This is a genomic window from Bradyrhizobium sp. STM 3557 (assembly GCF_045571465.1).
Classification (GTDB): domain Bacteria; phylum Pseudomonadota; class Alphaproteobacteria; order Rhizobiales; family Xanthobacteraceae; genus Bradyrhizobium.
The window spans coordinates 1,509,923-1,530,951 of sequence record NZ_CP120697.1 but is presented as its reverse complement, the minus strand read 5'-3'; the positions used below and the strand labels follow the sequence as shown (position 1 = coordinate 1,530,951).

18 protein-coding genes and 1 pseudogene are annotated in these 21,029 nt (G+C 63.4%); 13 read left to right on the top strand and 6 right to left on the bottom strand.

Features of this window, described 5'->3' with window-relative positions; all coding sequences use genetic code 11:
• Nucleotides 1-28: 28 nt before the first annotated feature.
• The gene (locus tag P6U24_RS06910; RefSeq protein ID WP_407158411.1) at nt 29-667 is read right to left on the bottom strand and encodes an HD domain-containing protein; all 639 of its coding nucleotides are present in this window, start codon (nt 665-667) and stop codon (nt 29-31) included.
• 142 nt (nt 668-809) lie between these two features.
• Between P6U24_RS06910 and P6U24_RS06905 the strand changes: the two genes are divergently transcribed.
• The 3 genes from P6U24_RS06905 (at nt 810) to P6U24_RS06895 (ending at nt 4,967) form a co-directional block, all read left to right on the top strand.
• On the top strand, nt 810-2,213 hold the full coding sequence (locus tag P6U24_RS06905) for a PLP-dependent aminotransferase family protein (protein ID WP_407158410.1): 1,404 nt from the start codon (nt 810-812) through the stop codon (nt 2,211-2,213).
• Between the two features lie 238 nt (nt 2,214-2,451).
• Nucleotides 2,452-3,258 (top strand): hypothetical protein, encoded by an 807-nt coding sequence (locus P6U24_RS06900; protein ID WP_407158409.1) that lies wholly within the window; start codon nt 2,452-2,454, stop codon nt 3,256-3,258.
• A 275-nt stretch (nt 3,259-3,533) separates the two neighbouring features.
• Complete coding sequence (locus tag P6U24_RS06895) at nt 3,534-4,967, top strand: diguanylate cyclase (RefSeq protein ID WP_407158408.1); 1,434 nt, start codon at nt 3,534-3,536, stop codon at nt 4,965-4,967.
• Between the two features lie 21 nt (nt 4,968-4,988).
• Here P6U24_RS06895 and P6U24_RS06890 read toward each other — a convergent pair whose 3' ends face one another.
• Nucleotides 4,989-5,933, bottom strand: a complete 945-nt coding sequence (locus P6U24_RS06890) for a helix-turn-helix domain-containing protein (RefSeq protein WP_407158407.1) — start codon at nt 5,931-5,933, stop codon at nt 4,989-4,991.
• Between the two features lie 242 nt (nt 5,934-6,175).
• On the opposite strand from P6U24_RS06890, the gene P6U24_RS06885 reads away from it, so the two are divergent.
• The 7 genes from P6U24_RS06885 to P6U24_RS06855 all read left to right on the top strand — a co-directional run bounded on the left by P6U24_RS06885 (nt 6,176) and on the right by P6U24_RS06855 (nt 15,420).
• A complete protein-coding gene (locus tag P6U24_RS06885) occupies nt 6,176-8,104 on the top strand; it encodes an AMP-binding protein (RefSeq protein WP_407158406.1) in 1,929 nt (642 codons plus the stop codon).
• A complete protein-coding gene (locus P6U24_RS06880; protein ID WP_407158405.1) occupies nt 8,101-9,072 on the top strand; it encodes an ABC transporter permease in 972 nt (323 codons plus the stop codon). Before P6U24_RS06885 ends, P6U24_RS06880 begins: the two co-directional genes overlap by 4 nt.
• A gap of 27 nt (nt 9,073-9,099) precedes the next feature.
• Nucleotides 9,100-10,116 carry a sugar ABC transporter substrate-binding protein gene (locus P6U24_RS06875; RefSeq protein ID WP_407158404.1) on the top strand — a complete coding sequence of 339 codons (1,017 nt, stop codon included), beginning with the start codon at nt 9,100-9,102 and terminating at the stop codon, nt 10,114-10,116.
• Nucleotides 10,117-10,198: 82 nt separating this feature from the next.
• A complete protein-coding gene (locus tag P6U24_RS06870; protein WP_407158403.1) occupies nt 10,199-12,316 on the top strand; it encodes an ABC transporter permease in 2,118 nt (705 codons plus the stop codon).
• Nucleotides 12,313-13,407: an SMP-30/gluconolactonase/LRE family protein gene (locus tag P6U24_RS06865; RefSeq protein ID WP_407158402.1), complete on the top strand. Its 1,095-nt coding sequence runs from the start codon at nt 12,313-12,315 to the stop codon at nt 13,405-13,407. The genes P6U24_RS06870 and P6U24_RS06865 overlap by 4 nt, the downstream gene beginning before the upstream one ends.
• Nucleotides 13,404-14,900, top strand: coding sequence for a sugar ABC transporter ATP-binding protein (locus tag P6U24_RS06860; protein WP_407158401.1), 1,497 nt, complete (start codon nt 13,404-13,406; stop codon nt 14,898-14,900). Before P6U24_RS06865 ends, P6U24_RS06860 begins: the two co-directional genes overlap by 4 nt.
• 172 nt (nt 14,901-15,072) lie before the next feature.
• Complete coding sequence (locus tag P6U24_RS06855; RefSeq protein WP_407158400.1) at nt 15,073-15,420, top strand: nuclear transport factor 2 family protein; 348 nt, start codon at nt 15,073-15,075, stop codon at nt 15,418-15,420.
• 8 nt (nt 15,421-15,428) lie between these two features.
• Here P6U24_RS06855 and P6U24_RS06850 read toward each other — a convergent pair whose 3' ends face one another.
• Nucleotides 15,429-16,757 carry an ATP-binding protein gene (locus P6U24_RS06850; RefSeq protein WP_407158399.1) on the bottom strand — a complete coding sequence of 443 codons (1,329 nt, stop codon included), beginning with the start codon at nt 16,755-16,757 and terminating at the stop codon, nt 15,429-15,431.
• A gap of 125 nt (nt 16,758-16,882) precedes the next feature.
• Here P6U24_RS06850 and P6U24_RS06845 point away from each other — a divergent pair, with 125 nt between their 5' ends.
• Complete coding sequence (locus P6U24_RS06845; RefSeq protein WP_407158398.1) at nt 16,883-17,503, top strand: response regulator; 621 nt, start codon at nt 16,883-16,885, stop codon at nt 17,501-17,503.
• A 233-nt stretch (nt 17,504-17,736) separates the two neighbouring features.
• Here P6U24_RS06845 and P6U24_RS06840 read toward each other — a convergent pair whose 3' ends face one another.
• From P6U24_RS06840 to P6U24_RS06830, 3 genes are all read right to left on the bottom strand, one after another.
• Entirely contained in the window at nt 17,737-18,171 is a 435-nt protein-coding gene (locus P6U24_RS06840) for a hypothetical protein (protein ID WP_407158397.1), read from the bottom strand.
• Nucleotides 18,172-18,311: 140 nt separating this feature from the next.
• Complete coding sequence (locus P6U24_RS06835; protein WP_407158396.1) at nt 18,312-18,569, bottom strand: hypothetical protein; 258 nt, start codon at nt 18,567-18,569, stop codon at nt 18,312-18,314.
• Between the two features lie 311 nt (nt 18,570-18,880).
• Nucleotides 18,881-19,027, bottom strand: coding sequence for a hypothetical protein (locus P6U24_RS06830; RefSeq protein ID WP_407158395.1), 147 nt, complete (start codon nt 19,025-19,027; stop codon nt 18,881-18,883).
• A 187-nt stretch (nt 19,028-19,214) separates the two neighbouring features.
• Here P6U24_RS06830 and greA point away from each other — a divergent pair, with 187 nt between their 5' ends.
• Together greA and P6U24_RS06820 are read left to right on the top strand one after the other, a co-directional pair.
• Nucleotides 19,215-19,697: a transcription elongation factor GreA gene (greA, locus tag P6U24_RS06825; protein ID WP_407158394.1), complete on the top strand. Its 483-nt coding sequence runs from the start codon at nt 19,215-19,217 to the stop codon at nt 19,695-19,697.
• 88 nt (nt 19,698-19,785) lie between these two features.
• Nucleotides 19,786-21,023 (top strand): annotated as a pseudogene (locus P6U24_RS06820) (YeeE/YedE family protein).
• Nucleotides 21,024-21,029: the final 6 nt, after the last annotated feature.

The following is a 21,029-nucleotide window of genomic DNA, read 5'->3' as shown; positions in this document are numbered from 1 at the left end:
TTGCCGGCGACGAGTCTCAAATCACTGCTCAGCTAGGCCATGGTGTGTTGCGGATGCGCGTGCATGCGTTCGGCCTGTGGAAGGTGGGGTCACAATCCTCGATATAGTCGACATTGACCGTGCCGTATGTCGTCTGCGGTTTCCTCAGCGCCGAGCAGGCCTGAATCTTGATGAACTCTTTCTTGAAATCGCCGCGCGGATAGGCGGCGATGACCGCCTCGCGCTGCTCAGGCGTGTACTCATCATATCCAATGCCGACGACATCAACCAGAACACCGGCATTCGTGAGCGCTATTTCGGGACGCATATATTGCGGGATGCCGGGCGTGGTATGTAAGGCGATGGCTTCCCAGACCAGATCCGCCTTGGGCTCGGGGATGCCGCGGCTTCGGAGAAATTCACGCGCGGCGTCGGCGCCGTCGACTTCGAACCGCTTCGTGTCCGTATGATAATGGTCGACAAGCCCCAAGTCGTGAAACAGCGCAGCGACATAAAGCAGTTCAGAATCGAATTTGAGATTTTGCCGAATACCTTTCATCGCGCCGAACACAAAAACCCGGACGGAATGGTTATACAACATCTCATTTTCATATTGCCGAACGAGCTCGGCCGCTTCGCGCGCGATCTTGCTGTCGGGAATCCTGATGCCAGATAAGACGTCAACCATTGTCGAAACTCCTATGTCCGTCGCAGCGACCTTGAAATTGCATTCCGCGATCGCTCGGGTCGCTGCTTTCGACGAATAGGTGCATTCAAGGCCCGCCACAAAACAGTACCAAGAGCGCCAATTCTGGCTGTACCATCGCAGGATGGCCGCCCTTCCCATCCAGCTCGACCGTGCCAGAAAGACCCCGCTGGCTTCCCAGATCTACCAGTCCATCCGAGAGGGCATCGAGAATGGGCGGCTCGCCCCGGGTGCGCGGTTGCCTTCCTGGCGCGATTTGGCTGCTCAGCTCGGTGTCTCCCGCGGCACCGTACGCGTCGCCTACGAACGTCTCATCGTGGAGCAATTCGTCGTCGGTCTCGGGCCGGCAGGAACCCGCGTGGCCGAGCGCCAGTTCCAATCTTCAACACCCGACTCGTCGCCGGAGGCGATCCCCCTTCCGGACCTCTTCTATGAGTTCGGAAGCGCACCGCTCGCGTTTCAGATGGGCGTGCCCTCTCAAGACGCTTTTCCTTTCAAGCTGTGGTCGCGCATTCTGACCGGACAGACTCGGCGGGCCGCCTTGGCACCGGTGACGTATCCAGATCCGCGAGGCGACCCGGAGCTGCGAAAAGAGGTCGCGGCGTATCTGGGGCTCGCTCGCGGCATTCGTTGCAGTCCCTCTCAGGTGCTCATCACCGGCGGATTCTCCGGTGCGCTCGGTCTTGCGATCCATGGGCTTGCGCTCGGAAGGACAGCGGCCTGGATCGAGGATCCCGGTTTTCCACTCACCCGCACCGCGCTCCGTCTGGCCGGCATGTCAGTGACGGCCGTCCCGGTCGATGCCGAAGGGCTGGATGTCGCAGCTGGTGTCCGGACCGCGGCCGACGCGAGGCTGGCCATCGTGACGCCAGGCCAACAGGCCCCGCTCGGGATGACGATGTCGCTGCCGCGGCGGCTTGCCCTGCTTGCCTGGGCGCGGCGGTGCGGCGCCTGGATCATCGAGGACGACTACCTCAGTGAACTGCAGTTGAACGGACGGGCGGCTCCGGCTCTCGCTTCTCTCGATCATGGGGGACGGGTGATCCACATCGGCAGCTTCAGCAAGACGATCAGCCCGGCACTGCGGCTGGGCTTCATGGTCGTGCCTCCGGAACTGAGCGCTCGGTTCGCTGAGCTCGCCGCTTGCCTGACGCCGGCGCCAGCTGCGGCCGTGCAGCGCGCCGTAGCGGAATTCCTGCGGGACGGGCACTATCTTCGGCACCTGCGCCGCATGAAACAGCTGTACGCCGACCGTCGAGAGATTCTGCTTGATTGCCTGCGGGAGTCGGAATTGGCCTCGCCAAAGGTACAAGCAGCCGCCGGCCTCGCCGTAGTGATCACGCTGCCGACGTCCGTGTCAGACGTGAACATTGCCTCGCAGGCCATCCAATTCGGTCTGGCGCCTGCTCCGCTGTCGCCGTGGTACATGCAGCCGTCCGGCAAGCGAGGACTGCTGCTCTGCGTGACCAATCTTAGCGAGCGGCGGCTGCCGGCGGACTGCCGCAGGCTGTTCGATTTGGTGCGGTAGCGGTCGCCCCGAACGAAGCAGATCGGCACAAGACCTCAGACGATCGCAGGCCAGACCACGATTCGGCAAGTCCTCAAGAGAGCGGCACAGAGACGCATGGTTAATCGCGGCTTAAGGCGGCCGATATGCGCTTTCGCCGCCGATTAACCGCGGCGAAAACTGTATCACCTATGGTGCGCAACGCGCGGGAAGCTGGAGCAGCATTCGCGCGTGATCGCGACATCGGGGGAATCAGGTTATGAGCAAAGCACCATTGATCTCGGCTGTCCTCTTGATCGCGGTCGGCATGGTCCCCGCGCTCGCAGGGCCGCGCACGATTTCGGTGCCTGCACCCGAAGGCGACGCGCCGCGGGCCACGCCGACCGCACTCGACGAATATCGCGGCTATCGGTTCAATCTCACCGAGAATGCCGGACGCAAGGACGACGGCGCGATCGCCGACGCGCTTCGCCGCCAGCTGGATGTGGTGGAAAGCGTGGGATTCAGCCCCAGGGTGCTGCAGTTCTTTCACACCGTTCCGATCGTCGCGAGCGAGATGGCATGCCTCGAGCAAGGCGCGGCGTCCGCCTGTTACGGCAATCTGGCGCCGGTGCGCGACGGATTGGGTGTGACCACCTGGGACGAGGCGAAGCATCAATGGACCAATCCGGACGTGGTGGCGCTTGCCGCCGACACCGGAATTGGCGTGATCATGCTGCACCCGAGCATGCTGCGGTATGAGAAGGATCCGGTCATCCTCCACGAGTTTCTGCACGCCTACCACGCCAAGCTGATGCCGCGCGGCTACGACAATCTGGGCATCGCCGCCTATTACAGCGAGGCGAAGCGTACCGGCTCTTTCGGCAAGGATGCCTACGCGCTAAAGAACAAGCAGGAATTCTTTGCGGTGACCGCGAGCATCTTCCTCGCAGGCAAGGACTCCGTCCACGAACCTAATACGCGCGCGAAGCTGAAAGAGCAGATGCCCGAGTACTACAAATATCTCGTGGGCGTGTTCGGCTTCGATCCCGAGACCCCCAACGTCGCGTCGCTCGCTTCGAACTGAGATCGAGGGCAATCGTCATCATTGAGGACGCGCCGCCATAAGATGCGCGCGGCCGCCCTCACGTTCAGCTTTCGAGCTCTGCTCTCGGCCAAACGGCCAGCGCAATGAATGTCCGGTTAAGACGACCGGACAATCCACCCGGCATCCATTAATCGAGCCTTGATCTCCACCCACTTAGAGTGGAGTTCATGCACGTCGAACCAACGGTAAATTGTCCTCGTGCGGCCAGCTCTCGGTCGCCTGCCCTCCGGTCGTCCTGGCTGAGCTGGACCATCGTGTTTGCGCTGTTTCTTTCTGCCGCCCTGCTGGGGACCGAGGCATGGCAGATGTGGCATGTGCGCGATGCGAACCTGCGCGGCGCCAAGATCGTCACCGCGAGCCTTGCCGAGTCGCTCTCGCACCAGGTCGACATGACGCTCAAGACAGCCGACAGCGTCGTGTCCACCTTGGTGCAACGGGTCGAGGCGGAAGGGTTCGGCCCCGACAGCCTGCAGCGCCTCTACGGGCTGATGACGTCGCTCGCCGCGGCATTACCGGCGATTCACGAGATGGGTCTGATCGACGAGGACGGCAATGCGATCGTCAAATCGTTGCTTCCGCATCCCGTAGGTAAGAACTACAGCGAGCGCGACTATTTCCGCTTCCTGAGCACGCACGATACGAGGGAGGTGTTCATTGGAGTGCCGGTCAGGAGCAAGGTCGACGGCTCGATCAACGTCACGGTTTCCCGCCGGGTCAATGCTCCGGACGGCCGCTTCGCCGGGGTCGTGGTGACCAGCGTTTCGATGGACTTCTTTCGCAAGCTGTTCGAGTCCGTGCAGGACCGGTCCGGCGCCTCGATCAACCTGGTGATGGACAACGGGACGCTATTAGCGAGCAGCCCCGCTTCCTTTGGCAGCAGCGAGCTTACCGCGCTGCTGACGCTGCCCACTGACGCGACAGAATATGTGTCACCTGACGACGGTGTCCGCCGGGTCGGATCGTACAATCATCTCTCGCGCTATCCGATGGTTGCGGTGGTCGCGCAGGACAGCGCGATCGTCTTGCGCGAATGGCGCGGTCAGTTGATCGTCGATAGCGCGATCATGCTCTGCGTCCTGGTCCTCATTGCCGTGCTGGGCTACCGTGTGGACCGCGCCAATCGCGCGACGCAGCTGCATGCGCTGCGGGACGGACTGACCGAGCTCGCAAACCGTCGCTGCTTCAACGAGACGCTCGAACGCGAATTCAAGCGTGCCGCCCGCAGCAGGCTGCCGCTCTCCCTGATCATGGTGGACATCGATCTCTTCAAGAGCTTCAACGACCGGTATGGCCATCCAGCCGGCGATACGTGCCTGCGCACGATCAGCGCTACGGTACAGAGCGTGCTGCGCCGGCCGAGCGACCTGGCTGCGCGCTATGGCGGTGAGGAAATCGCGATCATCTTGCCGGAGACGGATGTTGCGGGAGCCATTCAGATCGTGACCGACCTGATGCTTGCTGTTCGTGCGCGTGCCATTCCGCATGAGGGCAGCGCCCACGGCATCGTCACCGTCAGTGCAGGGATTGCATCGTGCAATCCGGCGCGACGGGATGCAGACTCCGCGCAGCTTGTCGAGAAGGCCGATGCGGCGCTCTATGCCGCGAAGGCGCTTGGGCGCAACGCATTCACCGTGCATGCCGCGACCGACACTGCCGCCTCCGTGGCAAAGCGCCGAGAGGCGGCATGACGGCCCGCGCGGCGAATCGAGCTACCGCCTGCGCAGCTCCGACGGGCTATGCCCGAACTTCCTGCGGAACACCGTGCTGAAGTGCGACGAGCTGCTGAAGCCGAGCTGATAGGCGACCTCGGTGACGGACAAGGACCGCAGCTCCGGCCGCGTCAGCACGTCATAGCAGCGCTGCAGGCGGCGATCCAGGATCCACTCGGAAACGGATACATCGGTGAGCCGAAACAGATAATGCAGATGCCTGAGCGAGACGCCGTTGCTCCTGGCGATCTTCTCCAGCGAAAGATCGGGATCGGTGAGATGCGCCTCGATCCAGGCCTTGACCGAACGCAGACGAACCTTCTGCGCGGTGGTGTCCTCCGACAGCTCGTCCTTGTCGCCCATATCGAGCGCGAGCGCCAGGACGTCCATCAGCTCGGTGCCAAGCCGAGACCTGACAGTCTCGTCGAGCGCTGATCCCTCGGCTGCAACCGAGGCACAGAATTCAGCGGCAATGCGGCCAAGACCGCGTCCGGTGGGAATGGTCAGGGCAACGGGGAGCCTGCTGTCGCTGAAGCGTGCTGCGAATTCCTTGCGCGGAATCTCCAGATAGAGCGAGCGCACTTTGCCTATGCATTCCAAATCATAGGCTTCGCTCGCCGAGAAGATCGCGCCGACGCGCGGATTGGACAGCAGCGTCCGGCCCGCCTGCAGGATGTTGACCTGCCCCTGCTGCATGAACTCTACATAGTAGCAGTCCTTGTCGAGCTTGGCGATGTGCCGCTCGCGGCGCGTGATCCGCTGCTCAGAGAGCAGCACGTCCGTCATTGTCACAGGGCCGAGCCGCGCTTCACGGATGAAGCCTTCGTAGTCCGACGGCTGTTCGGCGTTGACGTCGACGTGGACATAGACGTCGCAAATGGCGCCCTGCCAAGCGGCGTAGCGCTTGGACGGCTCCAGCTCGTCCGTCGTGAATACCAGATCCATCGACCGTCCTTGTTGCAAGTGCGAGACGCTTGCGCGCCGCACAAACTGCCAAGCGTGCAAATCTTAGATGCCCATCGTCGCTGCGCAAGCGAACTTTGCGCGCAGACGCAAAAGCTTTGCGCTCCCGGGCAAGCGCTTTTCGGGACGGCGAGCTATGGACAGCGGAAAACGGGAGGACGCATTCGCACGCGCCGGCATCGCACCGGTGTTCGCGAACGGCTGCTTCCCCCGGGATAGCAGCGATGGTTTTCGGCCAGGCCTCACCTATCACCACACGATTCACGCGCCCCGTCACGTCCATTGCCGACATCGAGGCGCTGGAGCAACTTCCCTATGATTTCCTCGTGCCGTCCCGCAATCTCTTTCATCTGTTCGAGGCCACGGCGGCGTTGCATCCGGACAGGCCCGCGCTGACGGTTCTCAATCCTCATGAGTCCTGCGAGGCCGGCCTCACGCATCGGCAGTTGCTGGCGGAAATATCCCGCGCGGCGAACTTATTCAGATCATGTGGGATCACGCCTGATGGTCCGACCGTTGCGGTGCTCTGCCCGAGCCTGCCGCAGATCTTTCCGGCGCTGCTCGGCGCACAGGCCGCAGGTGTCGCAAGCTCGATCAACTATCTGCTGAGCGAAGACACCATCGTCGACCTGCTTGAGGCGCAGAATGCAACGGTGCTGGTCATTCCATCGGAAGCGGCCGATCCGGCGATCTGGCGCAAGGCGAGCTGCGTCGCGGCCCGGGCCAAGACACTGCAGCATGTCCTTGTCGTCGGCGAGAGCAGCCGTCTCAGCGGTCGCATGGTGCGCTTCGACGAGGCGATCGCAGGCCAGCACGACACGCTCGCTTTCGAGCCGCCCGACGATCGGCGCGCGGTGTGCGCGCTGTTTCACACCGGAGGCACGACCGGGCGCCCGAAGCTCGTCCGCCTGACTCACGGCAATCAGATCCATGCCGCCTGGAGTTTTGCGCAGGTTCATGGGCTGGACGAGCACGACGTCGCCTTGAATGGCTTTCCGCTGTTTCACGTCGGCGGTACCATGACCGCCGGCCTGTCGATCCTCGCCGCCGGCGGTCATGTGATCATCCCCTCGCCCTATGGTCTCCGAAGCCCGGAAGCCATTCGCGACTACTGGCACACCGTCGCGCGCTTCCGAGCAACCATGGTCAGCGGCGTGCCGACCTCGATCGCCGCGCTTGCCGAGGTGCCGATCGAGGACTGCGATCTCAGCACGGTCAGGATGGCGTTGACCGGCGGCGCTGTGCTGCCGAAGGCGGTGAGCGAGCGCTTCCAGGCGCGGACCGGGATCCGGCTGTTCGAAACTTACGGCATGACGGAAACCGCCGCCGCGATCGCCTTCAATCCGGGGCACGGCGAGCCACTGCAAGGCAGCGTCGGCTTCCGGGCGCCGTTTGCCAGGACCAGGATCGTGGCGATCGGCAATGCGGACATGACCAAGGACTGCCCGCCGCTCACCAGCGGCCTGGTGCTGGTCAAGGGTCCGCAGGTGTTTCCCGGCTATCTCGATCCCGCGCACAATCGCGGCGTCCTCACTGACGATCATTGGATCATCACCGGCGACATTGGCTATCTCACCGAGGACCAGCGGCTGGTCCTCACCGGCCGCGAAAAGGATCTGATCGTCCGCAGCGGGCACAACATCGATCCCGCTGCGATCGAAGACGTCGCAAACGCATTTCCGGGCGTGCAAATCAGTTCGGCCGTCGGCATGCCCGACGCCTATGCCGGCGAGGTGCCGATTCTGTTCGTCGTGCCCTCGCCCAACCAGACCATCGATGTCGCGCAACTGAGCGAGCATCTCGAGCTCAACGTCAACGAGCCGCCGGCGCGACCGAAGCGCGTCGTGGTGCTGGATGCGCTGCCGGTCACCGCCGTTGGCAAGATCTTCAAGCCGGCGCTGCGCGACCTCGCCGTTCAGGAGAAGGTGAGGACCGAGATCGATCGCATCTTCGGCGCGGCCGTCCCTGCAGAAATCCAAGTCGACAAGGACGACAGGCTGAACACGGTGGTCCGCATCTCCATCGGCGCCAGCGACACGGCGCTGCTGGACCAGCTCGCCGCGAGCCTGTCCGCGCTGCCGCAAACCTATCGGATCGAGAGCGCGTCGCCGCAAGCGCCGGCACCAGCCGGAAACGATGAGGCCAAACCATGAAGCGCATTCGGCTCAGCCAGCAGGAGATCGTGTTCGTCGTCTTCGCGGCGCTGTTTCTGTCATTTGCGATCTTCCTGAACGGCTTCCTCACCGCCGAGAATATGCTGACGCTGCTGCAGAACGTGGCCGTGCTCGGCATCCTTGGCCTTGCCATGGCGATCGTGGTGATCGGCCGCGGCATCGACCTGTCGCTGATCGCGGCGCTCGCGGTCCCCGGCGGCCTCGTGCTGCAGATGGTCCAGAACGGACACTCGCTCACCGCCTCACTGCTCGCGGCCGGCCTGCTGTCGATCGCGCTCGGCGTCGTCAACGGCTGGCTCATTGCCTACGCTGAAGTGCCGCCGCTGTTCGCGACGCTGGCCACCGGCCTGTTCGTCGCCGGGCTCGGCCAGGCCGCGCTGTTTCAGCTCGATGTCGTGCAGTGGAGCGAGGGCATGGCGGGGTTCGAGCGGCTGGGACAAGGCAGCATCCTTGGCATTCCCACCTCGATCGTGATGTTCGCGATCGCCTGCGTCGTGGTGTTCGTGCTGCTGCGCCGGACCCGCTGGGGCGCCTATATCTACGCCGTCGGCGACAATCCGTTCGCCGCGCGCGTCACCGGCATCCCCTCGCGGCCGATCATGGTGCTGCAATATGTGCTGGCCGCGTTGATCGGCTGCTTTGCCGGCCTCGTGCTGGCCGCATCCGTCAACTCGATGCCGACCCGCATCTTCAATTCGACCTTGATCTACGACGTCATCCTGGTCGTGGTGCTCGGCGGCATCGGCCTGTCCGGCGGCCGCGGCGGCGTGGTGAACGTCATCATCGGCACCCTGCTGATCGGAACAATGCTCAACGGCATGACCATCCTCGACATTCCCTATGCCGGCCAGAACCTGATCAAGGGCGTCGTGCTGCTGATCGCCGTCATCACCGATACCTTCCTGAATCCAAGAAACGAAGAAACCGCCCAGCAAGGCGACATCTAGACAGCCAAAACATCGAAGGAGGAAACAATGCTGCGCGCTCATCAATTTGCACTTTGGACCATAGCCGGCTTGACGCTCGCGGCTAGCGCGGCGCCGGTGCTCGCCCAGCAAGGGCTCGATGAGCCGTTCCAGAAATCCTTCCGCGAGGCGCTGGCCGGCAAGACGGTGGCTTATGTGCCGGTCGCGATGAACTTCGATCTCACGGAAGGCTGGTACGCCGGCCTGAAGAAGGAGCTCGAGCCCTATGGCGTCAAGTTCGAGATCCGCGACCCCAACTGGAACACCAATGCCGGCGCGCAGGCCGTCACCTCGCTGATATCAGAGAAGCCGGCCGTGATGGTGATTCACAATCCCGACGTCCAGACCTATGCCAAGCTGCTGCAGCGCGCCGAGAACGAAGGCATCTACGTCATTCAGATCAACATGGGCTCGGCCTATCGCAGCTCGGCCTTCGTCGGCGCGAACTGGATCGAGATCGGCGAACGCCAGACCGAAGGCGTGGTGAAGGCCTGCGAGGGCAAATCGAACAAGATCGCGGTGATCCAGGGCGCGTTGTCCGCCGCCGCCAGCGCCTACACCCTGAAGGGTGTCGAGAACGTGCTCGCCAAGCATCCAGAGATCAAGGTCGTCTCCAGCCAGGCGGCCGACTGGGACGCGGCCAAGGCCAAGGCGATCACGCAGACGGTACTGAAGCAGAATCCCGATCTCTGCGGCATCGTCGGCTTCTGGGACGGCATGGATATCGGCACCGCGGCCGCCATCAAGGAAGCCGGGCTCACGGGCAAGGTGTTTCTGGCGACATCCGGCGGCGGCGAACGCAAGGGCGCGTGCGAGCTGGTGAAGAACGGCTCGTTCGATCTCGACATGAGTTACGACGTGCCGACGCAGGCCGCGCAAATGGCCGGCACGATCAAGTGGCTGCTGTCGTCGGGCGCCAAGCCCGGCTCGGTCAAGGGCTCGGAATACACGACGCTCATTCCGATCACCAAGGAGAACGCCGATACCCAGACGGCGTGCTGGAACCTCTCCGATCTGAAGAAGTAGTCCGCCTCGTCAAAGCGCGTTCCGCCCTCCGGCGGAGCGCGCGCCATGGTGCATGGAATCAGGAAAGACCCACGGAAGGCAGATGCACGAGACACTGACGAGGCTACGATATCGCTACTGGCCGGACCATCTCCTTGGCGAGATCCTGTCCAAGCGATGGACAGAAACCGCCATTCCGGTGATCCTGCTCTTGATCGTCGGTTTCAGCCTCAGCCGGTCGCTCGAGCATTTCCTGTCGCCGTCCAGCCTTGCCGATACCGCGCGGCAGGCCGGCGAGATCGGCTTCATCGGCCTCGGCATGGGGCTCGTCGTGATCGTCGGCGGCATCGATCTGTCGGTCGGCTCGATGTTCGCGCTTACCGATTTCTGCGCACTCTATCTGCTCGACGTGCTGGATTGGCCCGTTCCCGCCGTGATCGTCGCAACCATGCTCGTCGGCGCCATGCTCGGCGCCGTGAACGGCATCCTGATCGGATATCTCAGGCTTCGCGCCTTCATCACCACGCTGATCACGCTGATCATCTACCGCTCCGCGTTCGATCTCCTGATCCAGCGCTATTCGAACGCCATCGCGTCGGCCTTCCCCGACATCCCCGCATGGAATTTCATCGGCGGCGGCGACGTGCTCGGCGTTCCCAGCGTGGCGCTGGTCTACATCGCGGTCGCCATCTTCGGGCACGTCTTCCTGACGCGGCTGCGCCCCGGCTGGCACATTACGGCGATCGGCGGGTCGCGTCGCTCGGCCTACAACTCCGGCATCCCGGTGCGGCGAACGATTGCGCTGTGCTATGTCGCGAGCGGCGTGCTGACCAGCATCGGCGCGCTGTTCTTTGCCGCACGCCTCGGCACGGTCGGCGGCGACATTGGGGTCGGCCTCGAGGTGATCGTGTTGACCGCGACCGTCCTTGGCGGAATCACGCTCGGCGGCGGCAAAGGCTCGGTGGTCAAATCACTGGTCGGCGTGCTGATCGTGCTTCTGGTGACCAACGGCCTGACGGCGATGAATGCGCGCGGCGGCGTCAACCGCATGGCGCTCGCCAGCATCCTCTTGGGTGCCGCGATGGTCGACATCCGCTGGCAGAAGAATCGCACCCGCATCATCAGCAAGGTCTATGTCGCGCCGACCTATCACGCGCTGCCGCCACCGCCTCCGACCGAGATCGGCAAGGGCGGACCATTCGAGCAGAACGACAAGCTGCGCGACGTGTCGCTGATCGGGCTTGGCCGCATCGAAGCCCCGGAGGACGTCATCCTCGATCGCAACGACGTGCTCTATGCGGGCTCGCGCCACGGCGACATCATCAGATTCTTCCCGCCCGACTACGAGCGGATGGAGGTGTTCGCCCATATCGGCGGCCAGCCCCTCGGCATGGCGTTCGACCGGCAGGACAATCTCTACGTCTGCATCGGCGGCATGGGCCTCTATCGCATCACGCCCGAGGGCATCGTGCAGAAGGCCACGGACGAGACCAATCGCAGCCTGTATTCGGTGAACGACGATAGCCGCCTGCGGCTCGCCGATGATCTCGACATCACCGATGACGGGCTGATTTTCTTCTCCGAGGCAACCGTCCGCTACGAGATGGACGAATGGCCGGTCGACGGGCTGGAAGCCCGCGGCAATGGTCGCATCATCTGCTACGACACCAAGACCGGCGCGACGCATACGGCGCTGCGCGGGCTGAAATTTCCGAACGGCGTCGCCGTCGCAAGCGACGGGCAGTCGATCCTGTTCGCGGAGACCTTCGGCTGCTCGATCAAGCGCTACTGGTTCGCTGGGCCGAAGAAGGGCGCCGTCGCGGTCGTGATGGACAACCTGCCCGGCTATCCCGACAACATCAATCTTGCCTCCGACGGCAACTATTGGCTGGCGCTGGTCGGCATGCGCAGCCCCTCGCTCGATCTCGCCTGGAAGATGCCCGGCTTCCGCCGGCGCATGGCCAAGCGGGTGCCGGTCGACGAATGGCTGTTTCCGAACATCAACACCGGCTGCGTGGTCAAGTTCAACGAGCAAGGCAAGATCCTGGAATCCTTCTGGGACCTCAAGGGCGTCAATCATCCGATGATCACGTCGATGCGCGAGCACCGCGGCTATCTCTATCTGGGCGGCATCGCCAATAACAGAATCGGCAGATACAAGCTGGAGAATGCCGATCCCGATTTCGTTCATTACGACAAGCGTTGGAGGAAACCGTCGTGATCGCCGCTGTCAGCGAGTTCGCCAACCGCTTTCTCGGCCGGGGCGATGCGGCCATTACGGTGCCGTCGTTCGATGGCGCGCTGAAGCCAAACCAGCTGATCGAGACGGCGGAGATCCTGCTGGCGTGCGACGCACCGGAGGATCTCGCCGTCGACGGCCAATCGCTGCTCGTCGCCGATGGAAACCGGCTGCTGCGCATGACCGGATCGTCGCCGACGGTGGTTCGTTCGTTCGAGCGGCCAATCTCCGCACTCGCCGTACTCCCGGCCGGACGGCTGGCGGTGGCGCTCGGCGGAACGGAGGTCCACGTCTATGACGATATTGCAGCCAAGGCGCCGTCGTCGGTGTTTACGGGTGATCTTCACGCCATCAACGCCCTCGCGCCCGCACCTGATGGTGCCTTGATCACCACCGACGGGTCGACACTGCGCGGCGTTCGCGATTGGGCTCGCGACCTGATGGAGCTCGGCGACACCGGCCGGGTCTTCCGGCTCGATCCAAAGACCGGCCTGGTCAAACAGCTGGCGAGCGGACTCCACTATGCCTTCGGCGCTGTCGCAAGCGGCAGCGACGTGCTCGTCAGCGAGAGCTGGCGGCATCGCCTGGTCGCGATTGCGCCTGATGGCGCGCGGAAGATCGTGCTCGGCCGCCTGCCCGTCTATCCCTCGCGGCTTGCAGCTGCGAGCGGCGGCGGGTTCTGGCTCACCGCGTTCATCGCCCGCACGCAGCTCGTCGAATTCGTGCTGCGCGAGCCGGCCTTCCGCCGCCGCATGATCGCGGAGATCGAGCCGGATTATTGGGTGGTGCCGCGGCTCAGCTCCGGCCATTCGTTCAAGGAGCCGCTGCAGGGCGCGCATATCAAGACGATGGGCATCATGAAGCCATGGGCGCCGCCGCGGTCTTACGGCCTCGTCATCCGCCTCGGCGCGGACGGATCGCCGCGCTATTCGCTGCACAGCCGCGCTGACGGCGTCAATCACGGCATCGTCGCTGCCGTCGAGCTTGGCGGCGACCTCGTCATGATCGCCAAGGGACCGGGACGCATCCTCAAGCTGCCGCTCGCGAGCCTGGATGAAGGGATCGGCGCATGAGCGAGATCATCCTGTCGCTGGCGAAGGCGACCAAGCTCTATGCCGGCGTGCCGGCGATCGATGGTGTCGATTTCGAGCTGCGGCGCGGCGAGATCCACGCGCTGGTCGGCGAGAATGGCGCCGGCAAGTCGACGCTGACCAAAGTGATGGCGGGCGTTGTATCACTGACGTCCGGCGCGATGACCATCGACGGCGTCGCGGTGGCGCCCAACACGCCGCTGGAGGCGCGGCAGCTCGGCATCGCGATGGTGTTCCAGGAGAACAGCCTGGTGCCCACCATGACCGTGGCGCAGAATCTGTTCTTGGGCCAGGAGAAGTTCTACAACCGTCTGCGCGGCATCTACATCGCCGCCCAGCAGTTCCTGCAGTCGCTCAACTTCGATGTGACGCCCACCGCGACCGTCAGCGGGCTCGGCGCGGCCAAGAAGCAGATGGTGGAGATCGCTCGCGCCGTCCTGCACAAGGCGAAGGTTATCATCTTCGACGAGCCCACCGCGACGCTGACGCCGGAGGAGAAGAAGTATTTTTTCGATCTGGTGCGCGACCTGAAGAGACGCGGCGTCTCGATCATCTTCATCTCGCATGCGCTCGAAGAGGCGCTGCTGCTGGCCGACCGCATCACCGTGCTCCGCGACGGCAAGCATGTCGTCACGGACGATGCGTCCAGGTTCGATCGCACGCGCATCGTCCAGGCGATGGTCGGACGCGACCTCTCCAACACGCTCTACGGCGTTCGCAAGGACAAGGTGCGCAGCGCAGGCCGGCGCGTGCTGACGGTGCAGAACCTGAAGATGGCGCCGATGGTCAAGAACAACTCGCTCTCAGTGTTTTCAGGCCAGATCACCGGCGTGTTCGGCCTGGTCGGCGCCGGCAGGACCGAGACCTTCAAGATCGTCTCGGGCGTCATGAAGCGTGACTTCTTCCACGGCGGCGAGATCCTGCTCAACGACAGACCGGTGCGCTACCGTGTGCCGGCGCCCGCGGTGAAGGCCGGGATCGCCTATGTGACGGAGGATCGCAAGGTCGAGGGCTTCTTCGAAACCGCCTCGATCGCGCGCAACATCTATCTCGGCCTGCTCGCCAAGTTTCCGTCGGGACGGGCCTGGCTGTCGCGGCGCGAAAGCAATGCGGCAGGCCGGGCCTGGATCGAACGCCTCAAGGTCCGCGCCACTGCCGACGACATTAAGGTCGTCGAGCTCTCCGGCGGCAACCAGCAGAAGGTCGTCATCGCCAAATCGCTGATCCAGGATCCGGAGCTGATCATCTTCGACGAGCCGACGCGCGGTGTCGATGTCGGCGCGATCGTCGAGATCCACGAGCTGATCAACAAGCTCGCGGACGAAGGCAAAGCGGTGGTCGTGATCTCGTCCTATCTGCCGGAGATCATGGCGCTGTCGGATCGAATCCTGGTCTCGCGGCAGGGCAAGGTCGTCGAGGAATTCTCTGCGCTGGAGGCAACCGAGGAAAAGATCATGTACGCGGCGATCCATTGACAGGAGCGCAGATCGCGCTGCTTCGGATCGCAGCACGCGGCGGCCTTGGTTCCACCCGCTACACGCGGCTCAATGATTGACGTGAAGAATTATTTACGCCGCATTCATGTCATGTTCAGCGCCCCCGGTCTAGGTGGCCTTGCAGGGACGGGCGAGGATTGGTGAGGGTGGATTGGCTGATCATTTCGACGAAATGGCCATTGTAGTCGACTGGCTGGATTGTTGCAGAAGTCGGAACCTCGATGCGCTTCTTGATTTTTTTGCAGAGAATGCCGCGCTCGAATGCCGGTGCGAATGTGCGTGCAACGGGATTACCGGGCGTTCCGAGCTGGCGGGCTATTGGGGGCCGAAGCTTGCGAACGTCTCGCCGGACGCATTCGCGCTCGAAGAGATCACACCGCACGACGATGGCGTGGTGCTCGACTATCTGAGCTTTGAAGGCAAACCGGTTCAGATCCTCTTTGTCTTCGACGCGCAAGGCAAGATCTCCTACATGCGCTGTGCGCCGTCACCGCGGTAGTTTCTTCGTCAATTCTCGCGGTGACTTTCAAGCGGAAGCCGACAGCGGACGACGGTCCGGCCCTGCTCGCGAATGAGCTCGAGTGTTCCATTCAGCGCACGCACCCGTTCGAGCATGCCGGTCAGCCCTCGGCCGAACTTCAGCTGGTCAGGCACGCCGATACCGTCGTCGGAAATCTCGATGGCGACGTGACCGTCTTCGATCCTGGCCATGACGTCGATCGCCGCCGCCCGGGCATGCCGAAGCGCGTTGGTGACGCCCTCCTGGATCAGGCGATAGACGGTTTGAGATAACAGGGCGTCGAGCCGATCCAGGTCGGGTGCGATCCGCGACACGAGGCGGATGGTTGGCGCCTGCTTTTGCGCGTTGCGCAGCAGCGCCTGGATGCTTCCGATCAATCCGAGATCGGCGACATAGAGCGGGCTCAGCCCTTCCAGGATGCGCTGGTTCGCCTGCTGCAAAGCCTCTGCGGCACTGACGATGCCGTGCACGGCCGATCCAGGCTGGCACGATCCCTCGGCGTTTTCCGTGAGCGCCGCAGCATTGGCGCGGATGGCAAACAGCAGCGGTCCCATCTCGTCGTGGACCTCGCGCGCAAGCTCCCGCCGCTCATCGTCCTGGAGCGAAACCATCCGGCGCAGCAGCTCGCGGTTGTCGCGGTTGAGGCGCTTGAAGGTCGCAGCGAGCTCGTTGGCTTGCGCGCAGAATTGCCGTATTTCCGGCGGGCCTACGACCGGAACGACCATCTCGTAGTCGCCCTCACGGAAGCGGACGAGCCCGGCGGCCAGCCGCTCCATCGGACGCAGCGCGGCTCCGACCACCAAATAGGTGCTGATCGCGGCCAGCAGCATCGGCAGCGAGCTGGAGGAGATGATCGCCAGGAGACCGATCCACTTCTCCCGGATGTCGGCGGACAGGTCAGGAGAGAGAACGAGGTTGCCGACATGCGCCGGCCCGATCATGATCGGATAGGTCTTGCTCAATTCCGGGATCGTGAGATGAGACACGAACCAGGCAGGGACGCCGCTCCCGCCGATGCGCGGGGGATCGGCAGCCGCGCCGGGCGAAACGAACTTGATCGACTCGCTCGTGCCGAGGCTGGCGGCGAATGCATCGAGCGTCTGCTCCGGATTGCTCGCGACCGCAAGCGCGGCATTCAACGCAGCGGCGACAACCCGCGCGGACCCTGCCTCCAGCTCACTTTCGTGTTCAAACTGATCGGGGGAAAAGATCTGCAGCGCGAGTACACCCGACACCAATGCGCCGAGAACCATCGCGGCGATCGGCAGCAATAGCCGTTTGCGCAAAGAGAGATTACTCCATATCCTTGTCTGCATTCGATCTCCCTTTAATGAATTCTAATTTCGTCATTTGGGCCAGCTTGTATACCTGGACCTTTCCACCGTTCCGGGAGTTCGCCTGAGAAGCGAGCGAGGCCGTGCAGGATACGACAAGATCAAGCATGAGGATATTGATCGTAGACGATCACCCCGTCGTCGTGTCGGGCTGCCGATCGCTGTTCGCCTCCGATAAGACGGTGAAGATCGACGAAGCTGCGGACGCAAATTCCGGCTATCGCGCCTTCACGCAAAAGCGGCCGGATGTGACCGTCATCGACATCAAGCTGCCGGACGTCTCCGGCTTCGAGCTGATGCGGCGGATCCGGAAAGATGATCCGGACGCCAAGATCATCATGTTCAGCATGAACGACGACCCCGCCTTCGTGGTCCGCGCCGTCGAAATGGGCGCGCAGGGCTATGTCTCGAAGGGGGACGATCCCCGGCTGTTCGTCAAGGCGGTCCGCAAGGTCGCGGCCGGTGATCGATACATCTCACCTCATCTCGCGGAAGCCGTGACTTTCGCAGGTGCCGCGATCAAGGCCAACCCTGCGGCGCTGATGACCGCGCGCGAGCTGGAAATCCTGCGGCTGCTGGCGCGCGGCGCCAAGATCGTCGAAGTCGCGTCGGCGCTCGGCATTTCCTACAAGACGGTGGCCAACACGACATCGCTGCTCAAGCAGAAGCTTGGTGCAAAGAACCATTCGGATCTCGTCCGCATCGCGGTCGAAATGGAGCTGGGCTAGAGCCTTCGTTCCGATTGAATCGGAGCGAAGGCTCTAGATTTCTGGTTTGACGCGTTTGCCTGACGCGAACCGGTGTCCGCTTCGCTTGAAAACGCTGCTGCATCTGGAGAAAGGAACTGGCCGTGCACGATGACGCGGCCAGTTCCTTATCGCCGGGAGGCCGATCGCATGAGTCGGGGCAATGCTGACGACGCGTGCGACCTACCGGCAATCTGCGTGCACATCTGCCGATGTCACCAACTCGCCAGGAACCAATCGTGCGGTTCCGGCTGGCGATAGCTCGCAAACCGCCGCGCCTTCCTGGTGGATGCAGTTCGCGCCACTCTGGTGTGGCGCCGGCCGCCTGCGGAAGCGGCGTGCGCCGGTGACGGCTCGGACGCGTAAGCGTTCTTGACGCCGGCCGGTAGCGCGCCGCCCGCGAGCGTTGCGCCCCCTGGCGCTGCCGAGTCAGCCGTGTCTGGGGCTGCAGGAGCGGTCGCAATGATCGGCACGCTGGTATCGATCTTGACCGCCTCCGGCCATTTCCGGTTTGAGTGGATGCGAATGGTCGAGCGGTCCATCTGCGCGGAGAAAGCGGGAGGCGGCGCCCCCGGCAAATACCAGTTCAAGAAAAGCAGCAGGCCGAGCAGCATCCCGCTTGTGAAAATAAAGTATCGAGCCAGGGGCATGGAGTGTCACTGCGTCAACGAACCAGAGTCTAGCGCCGGGGTCATGAAACGGGAAAAAACGGTAGTTGTTCCCGGTGCTATGGACTGCATGACAGGCAAGAGGCCGTCCGCGGGCGACCTCACCGGGACGCGCACGCGACTTACCAAGTCACCCACTTGTCGTCGCGCCAATAGCCACGGCCCTCGTGCTCCCGGAACGAGAACTTCTCCGCCGGGGCCCATTTCCAGCTGTCTTCGTGAATGATGACCTTGGCTTCGGGCGGATAAGTGTAGATCTCGTGGGTGTGCCAGCACACCTTCCCGGAGCACACGATTGCTGCAGTCGCACTGATCGCGGATCCAGCCCAGAAAGCGGCTCCAAGGACAGCGGCAGCGGTGGTCCTGCTTGCCAGTCTCATCTCATTCGCTCCTCAGGTCGTCCGAACATCGCCCCGCTTGCCAACACAACGATCGCGCCGGCTGTTCCTGCGATCGGGAAAATTATGCAACTACATATTCGACAAGCAGGCCGGTTGAATATCGCAAGCTTCGGCAGGGGCGACCTCAGGTTCCCGGCCGCGCCAGAGCGCGCGTTTGTGCGCAGCAGCGCACGCGCATCATCTGCAGTGTCATTGACGGAGAGGAAAGGCAGATAAGCGCGCGAACCCGCATCTCGAGTGCTACTCGAACTCTCGGAGGCGCAGTGCGCTTGTCTGTTGCGCACTGTTCCTCATAACGGGACTCGGATCTCCTGCGCCGAGAAGATCGTCGGGCTCTTGGTCGTCCTGGACGCCACGAACAGGTTCGCGGTCACCAGCAGCCCGATCAAGAACAGCGCAACCAGCGATGCGCATGCGAACTGATTACCGACGCCCATCTTCAGCCACTCCTTGCACGGGCAAAAACCTGAAGACGCTGACTTGGTTCCTAGCGCCGGGAAAAAGTGGCAATGATGATTTGCGGAGCCCTCGCGGCAATCGCCGCCTTGCAAAACGCCGTCGCGTGGACCACCTTGATCTGTAGCAGCCGACAAGCTGCGGCTACCCATGTCAGGAGTTCGGAGCTTGAGCGTCGCCTTCACCAAGGAAGACAGTGCCGAGACCGCGTCGGAGACGCTGCTGCCGGACCGCCCGATTTCGCCGCACCCCAACCTCGTCACCGAAGCAGGATTGAAGGCGCTGCAGCTTCAACTTCAGCAGGCTCAGGACGCCTATGAGGCGGCGCAGGCGATCGAAGACGTCAACGAACGGCGCCGGCAAGGCGCGCTTCCCTTGCGCGATGTGCGATATTTCGCAAGCCGCGTTCGGACAGCGCAGGTGGTGCCCGCCCCCGCATCCGCCGAGACGGTCGCGTTCGGCAGTACGGTCACGTTCCGCCGTGACGATGGACGGGTGCAGACCTACCGCATTGTCGGTGAGGACGAGGCCGATCCCAAAGCCGACATGATTTCCTTCGTCTCTCCCATCGCCAGGCTGCTGATGGGCAAGGCGGTCGGCGATGTCGTCGGGACCGCCGGTCAGGAGATCGAGATCGTTGCGATCGCATAGGCCGTGCGTCGCCGTCCGCGATGACGAACAGGAACCGGCTGGAGGAGCTGGGGTTAGGTCTGATTGTGGACCGGTTCTCGGAAACGAAATGACTGATCTTTCGATCGATGCCCGATTGCTGGCACCCGACAACGACCGGCACACCGCCAACGCCAAGGTGGTCGCCCTCGCGAGCGCGATCCTGATCCTGGGTGCAGCGGTGTTGAGCGCTGCGATCTCGGCACGTCAGGGCTTGCTGCTGATGCTCGGCGGCGCACTTGGGCTGACGCTGTATCACTCCCTGTTCGGCTTCACCTCGGCCTGGCGCGTTTTCATTGTCGCAGGGAGAGGCGCGGGCCTGCGTGCGCAGATGGTGATGCTCGCCATTGCGATGGTGTTGTTCTTTCCTGCGCTCGCGCAAGGCACGCTGTTCGGCGAACCCGTTCGCGGCGAGTATGGCGCGGTCGGCATCGGCATGCTGACAGGCGCCTTCCTGTTCGGCCTCGGCATGCAGCTCGGCGGCGGCTGTGCGTCGGGGACACTCTACACCGCGGGCGGCGGCAACACCCGCATGCTGGTCACGCTCGCCGCCTTCATCGCCGGGTCGACCATCGGCGCGCTCCATCTGCCGTGGTGGAGCGCGCAGCCGAATGTCGGCTCGGTTTCGCTGATCGACAAGCTAGGCTGGGCGCCGGCGCTTGGACTCTGCCTGATCGTGATGGCATTGATCTATCTCGTCACGGTCAGAATCGAGACGCGCATCCACGGCCAGCTCGAATCGGGCGCGCGAACCTTCCGGCGGGGCGCGCGACGGCTCATGCAGGGACCATGGCCATTGCTCTGGGGCGCGATCGCGCTGGCGCTCGGCAACTTTGCCACCTTGTATCTCGCAGGACGTCCCTGGGGCATCACCTCGGCTTTCGCGCTGTGGGGGTCGAAGATCCTGATGCTGTTCGGAGCAGATGTGGCGTCGTGGCCCTATTGGCAGGGCGCACGCGCGGCCTCGCTGCAGCAGAGCATCTTTCGGGACGTCACTTCCGTGATGGATTTCGGCATCATGCTCGGCGCGTTGCTGGCCGCGGGACTTGCCGGCAAGTTCAATCCGACCTGGCGCGTCTCCGCATCCTCGCTGCTCGCTGCGATCGTCGGCGGGCTCTGCTCGGCTATGGCGCGCGGCTCGCCTATGGCTGCAACATCGGCGCCTATTTCAGCGGGATCGCCTCCGGCAGCCTGCACGGCTGGTGCTGGTTCGTCGCGGCCTTCATCGGCAACATGCTGGGCACGCGGTTGCGTCCGCTGTTCGGGCTTGCGGTGGAGCGGATCCCGGTCCGCGAACTGAAGGTCTGATCACCG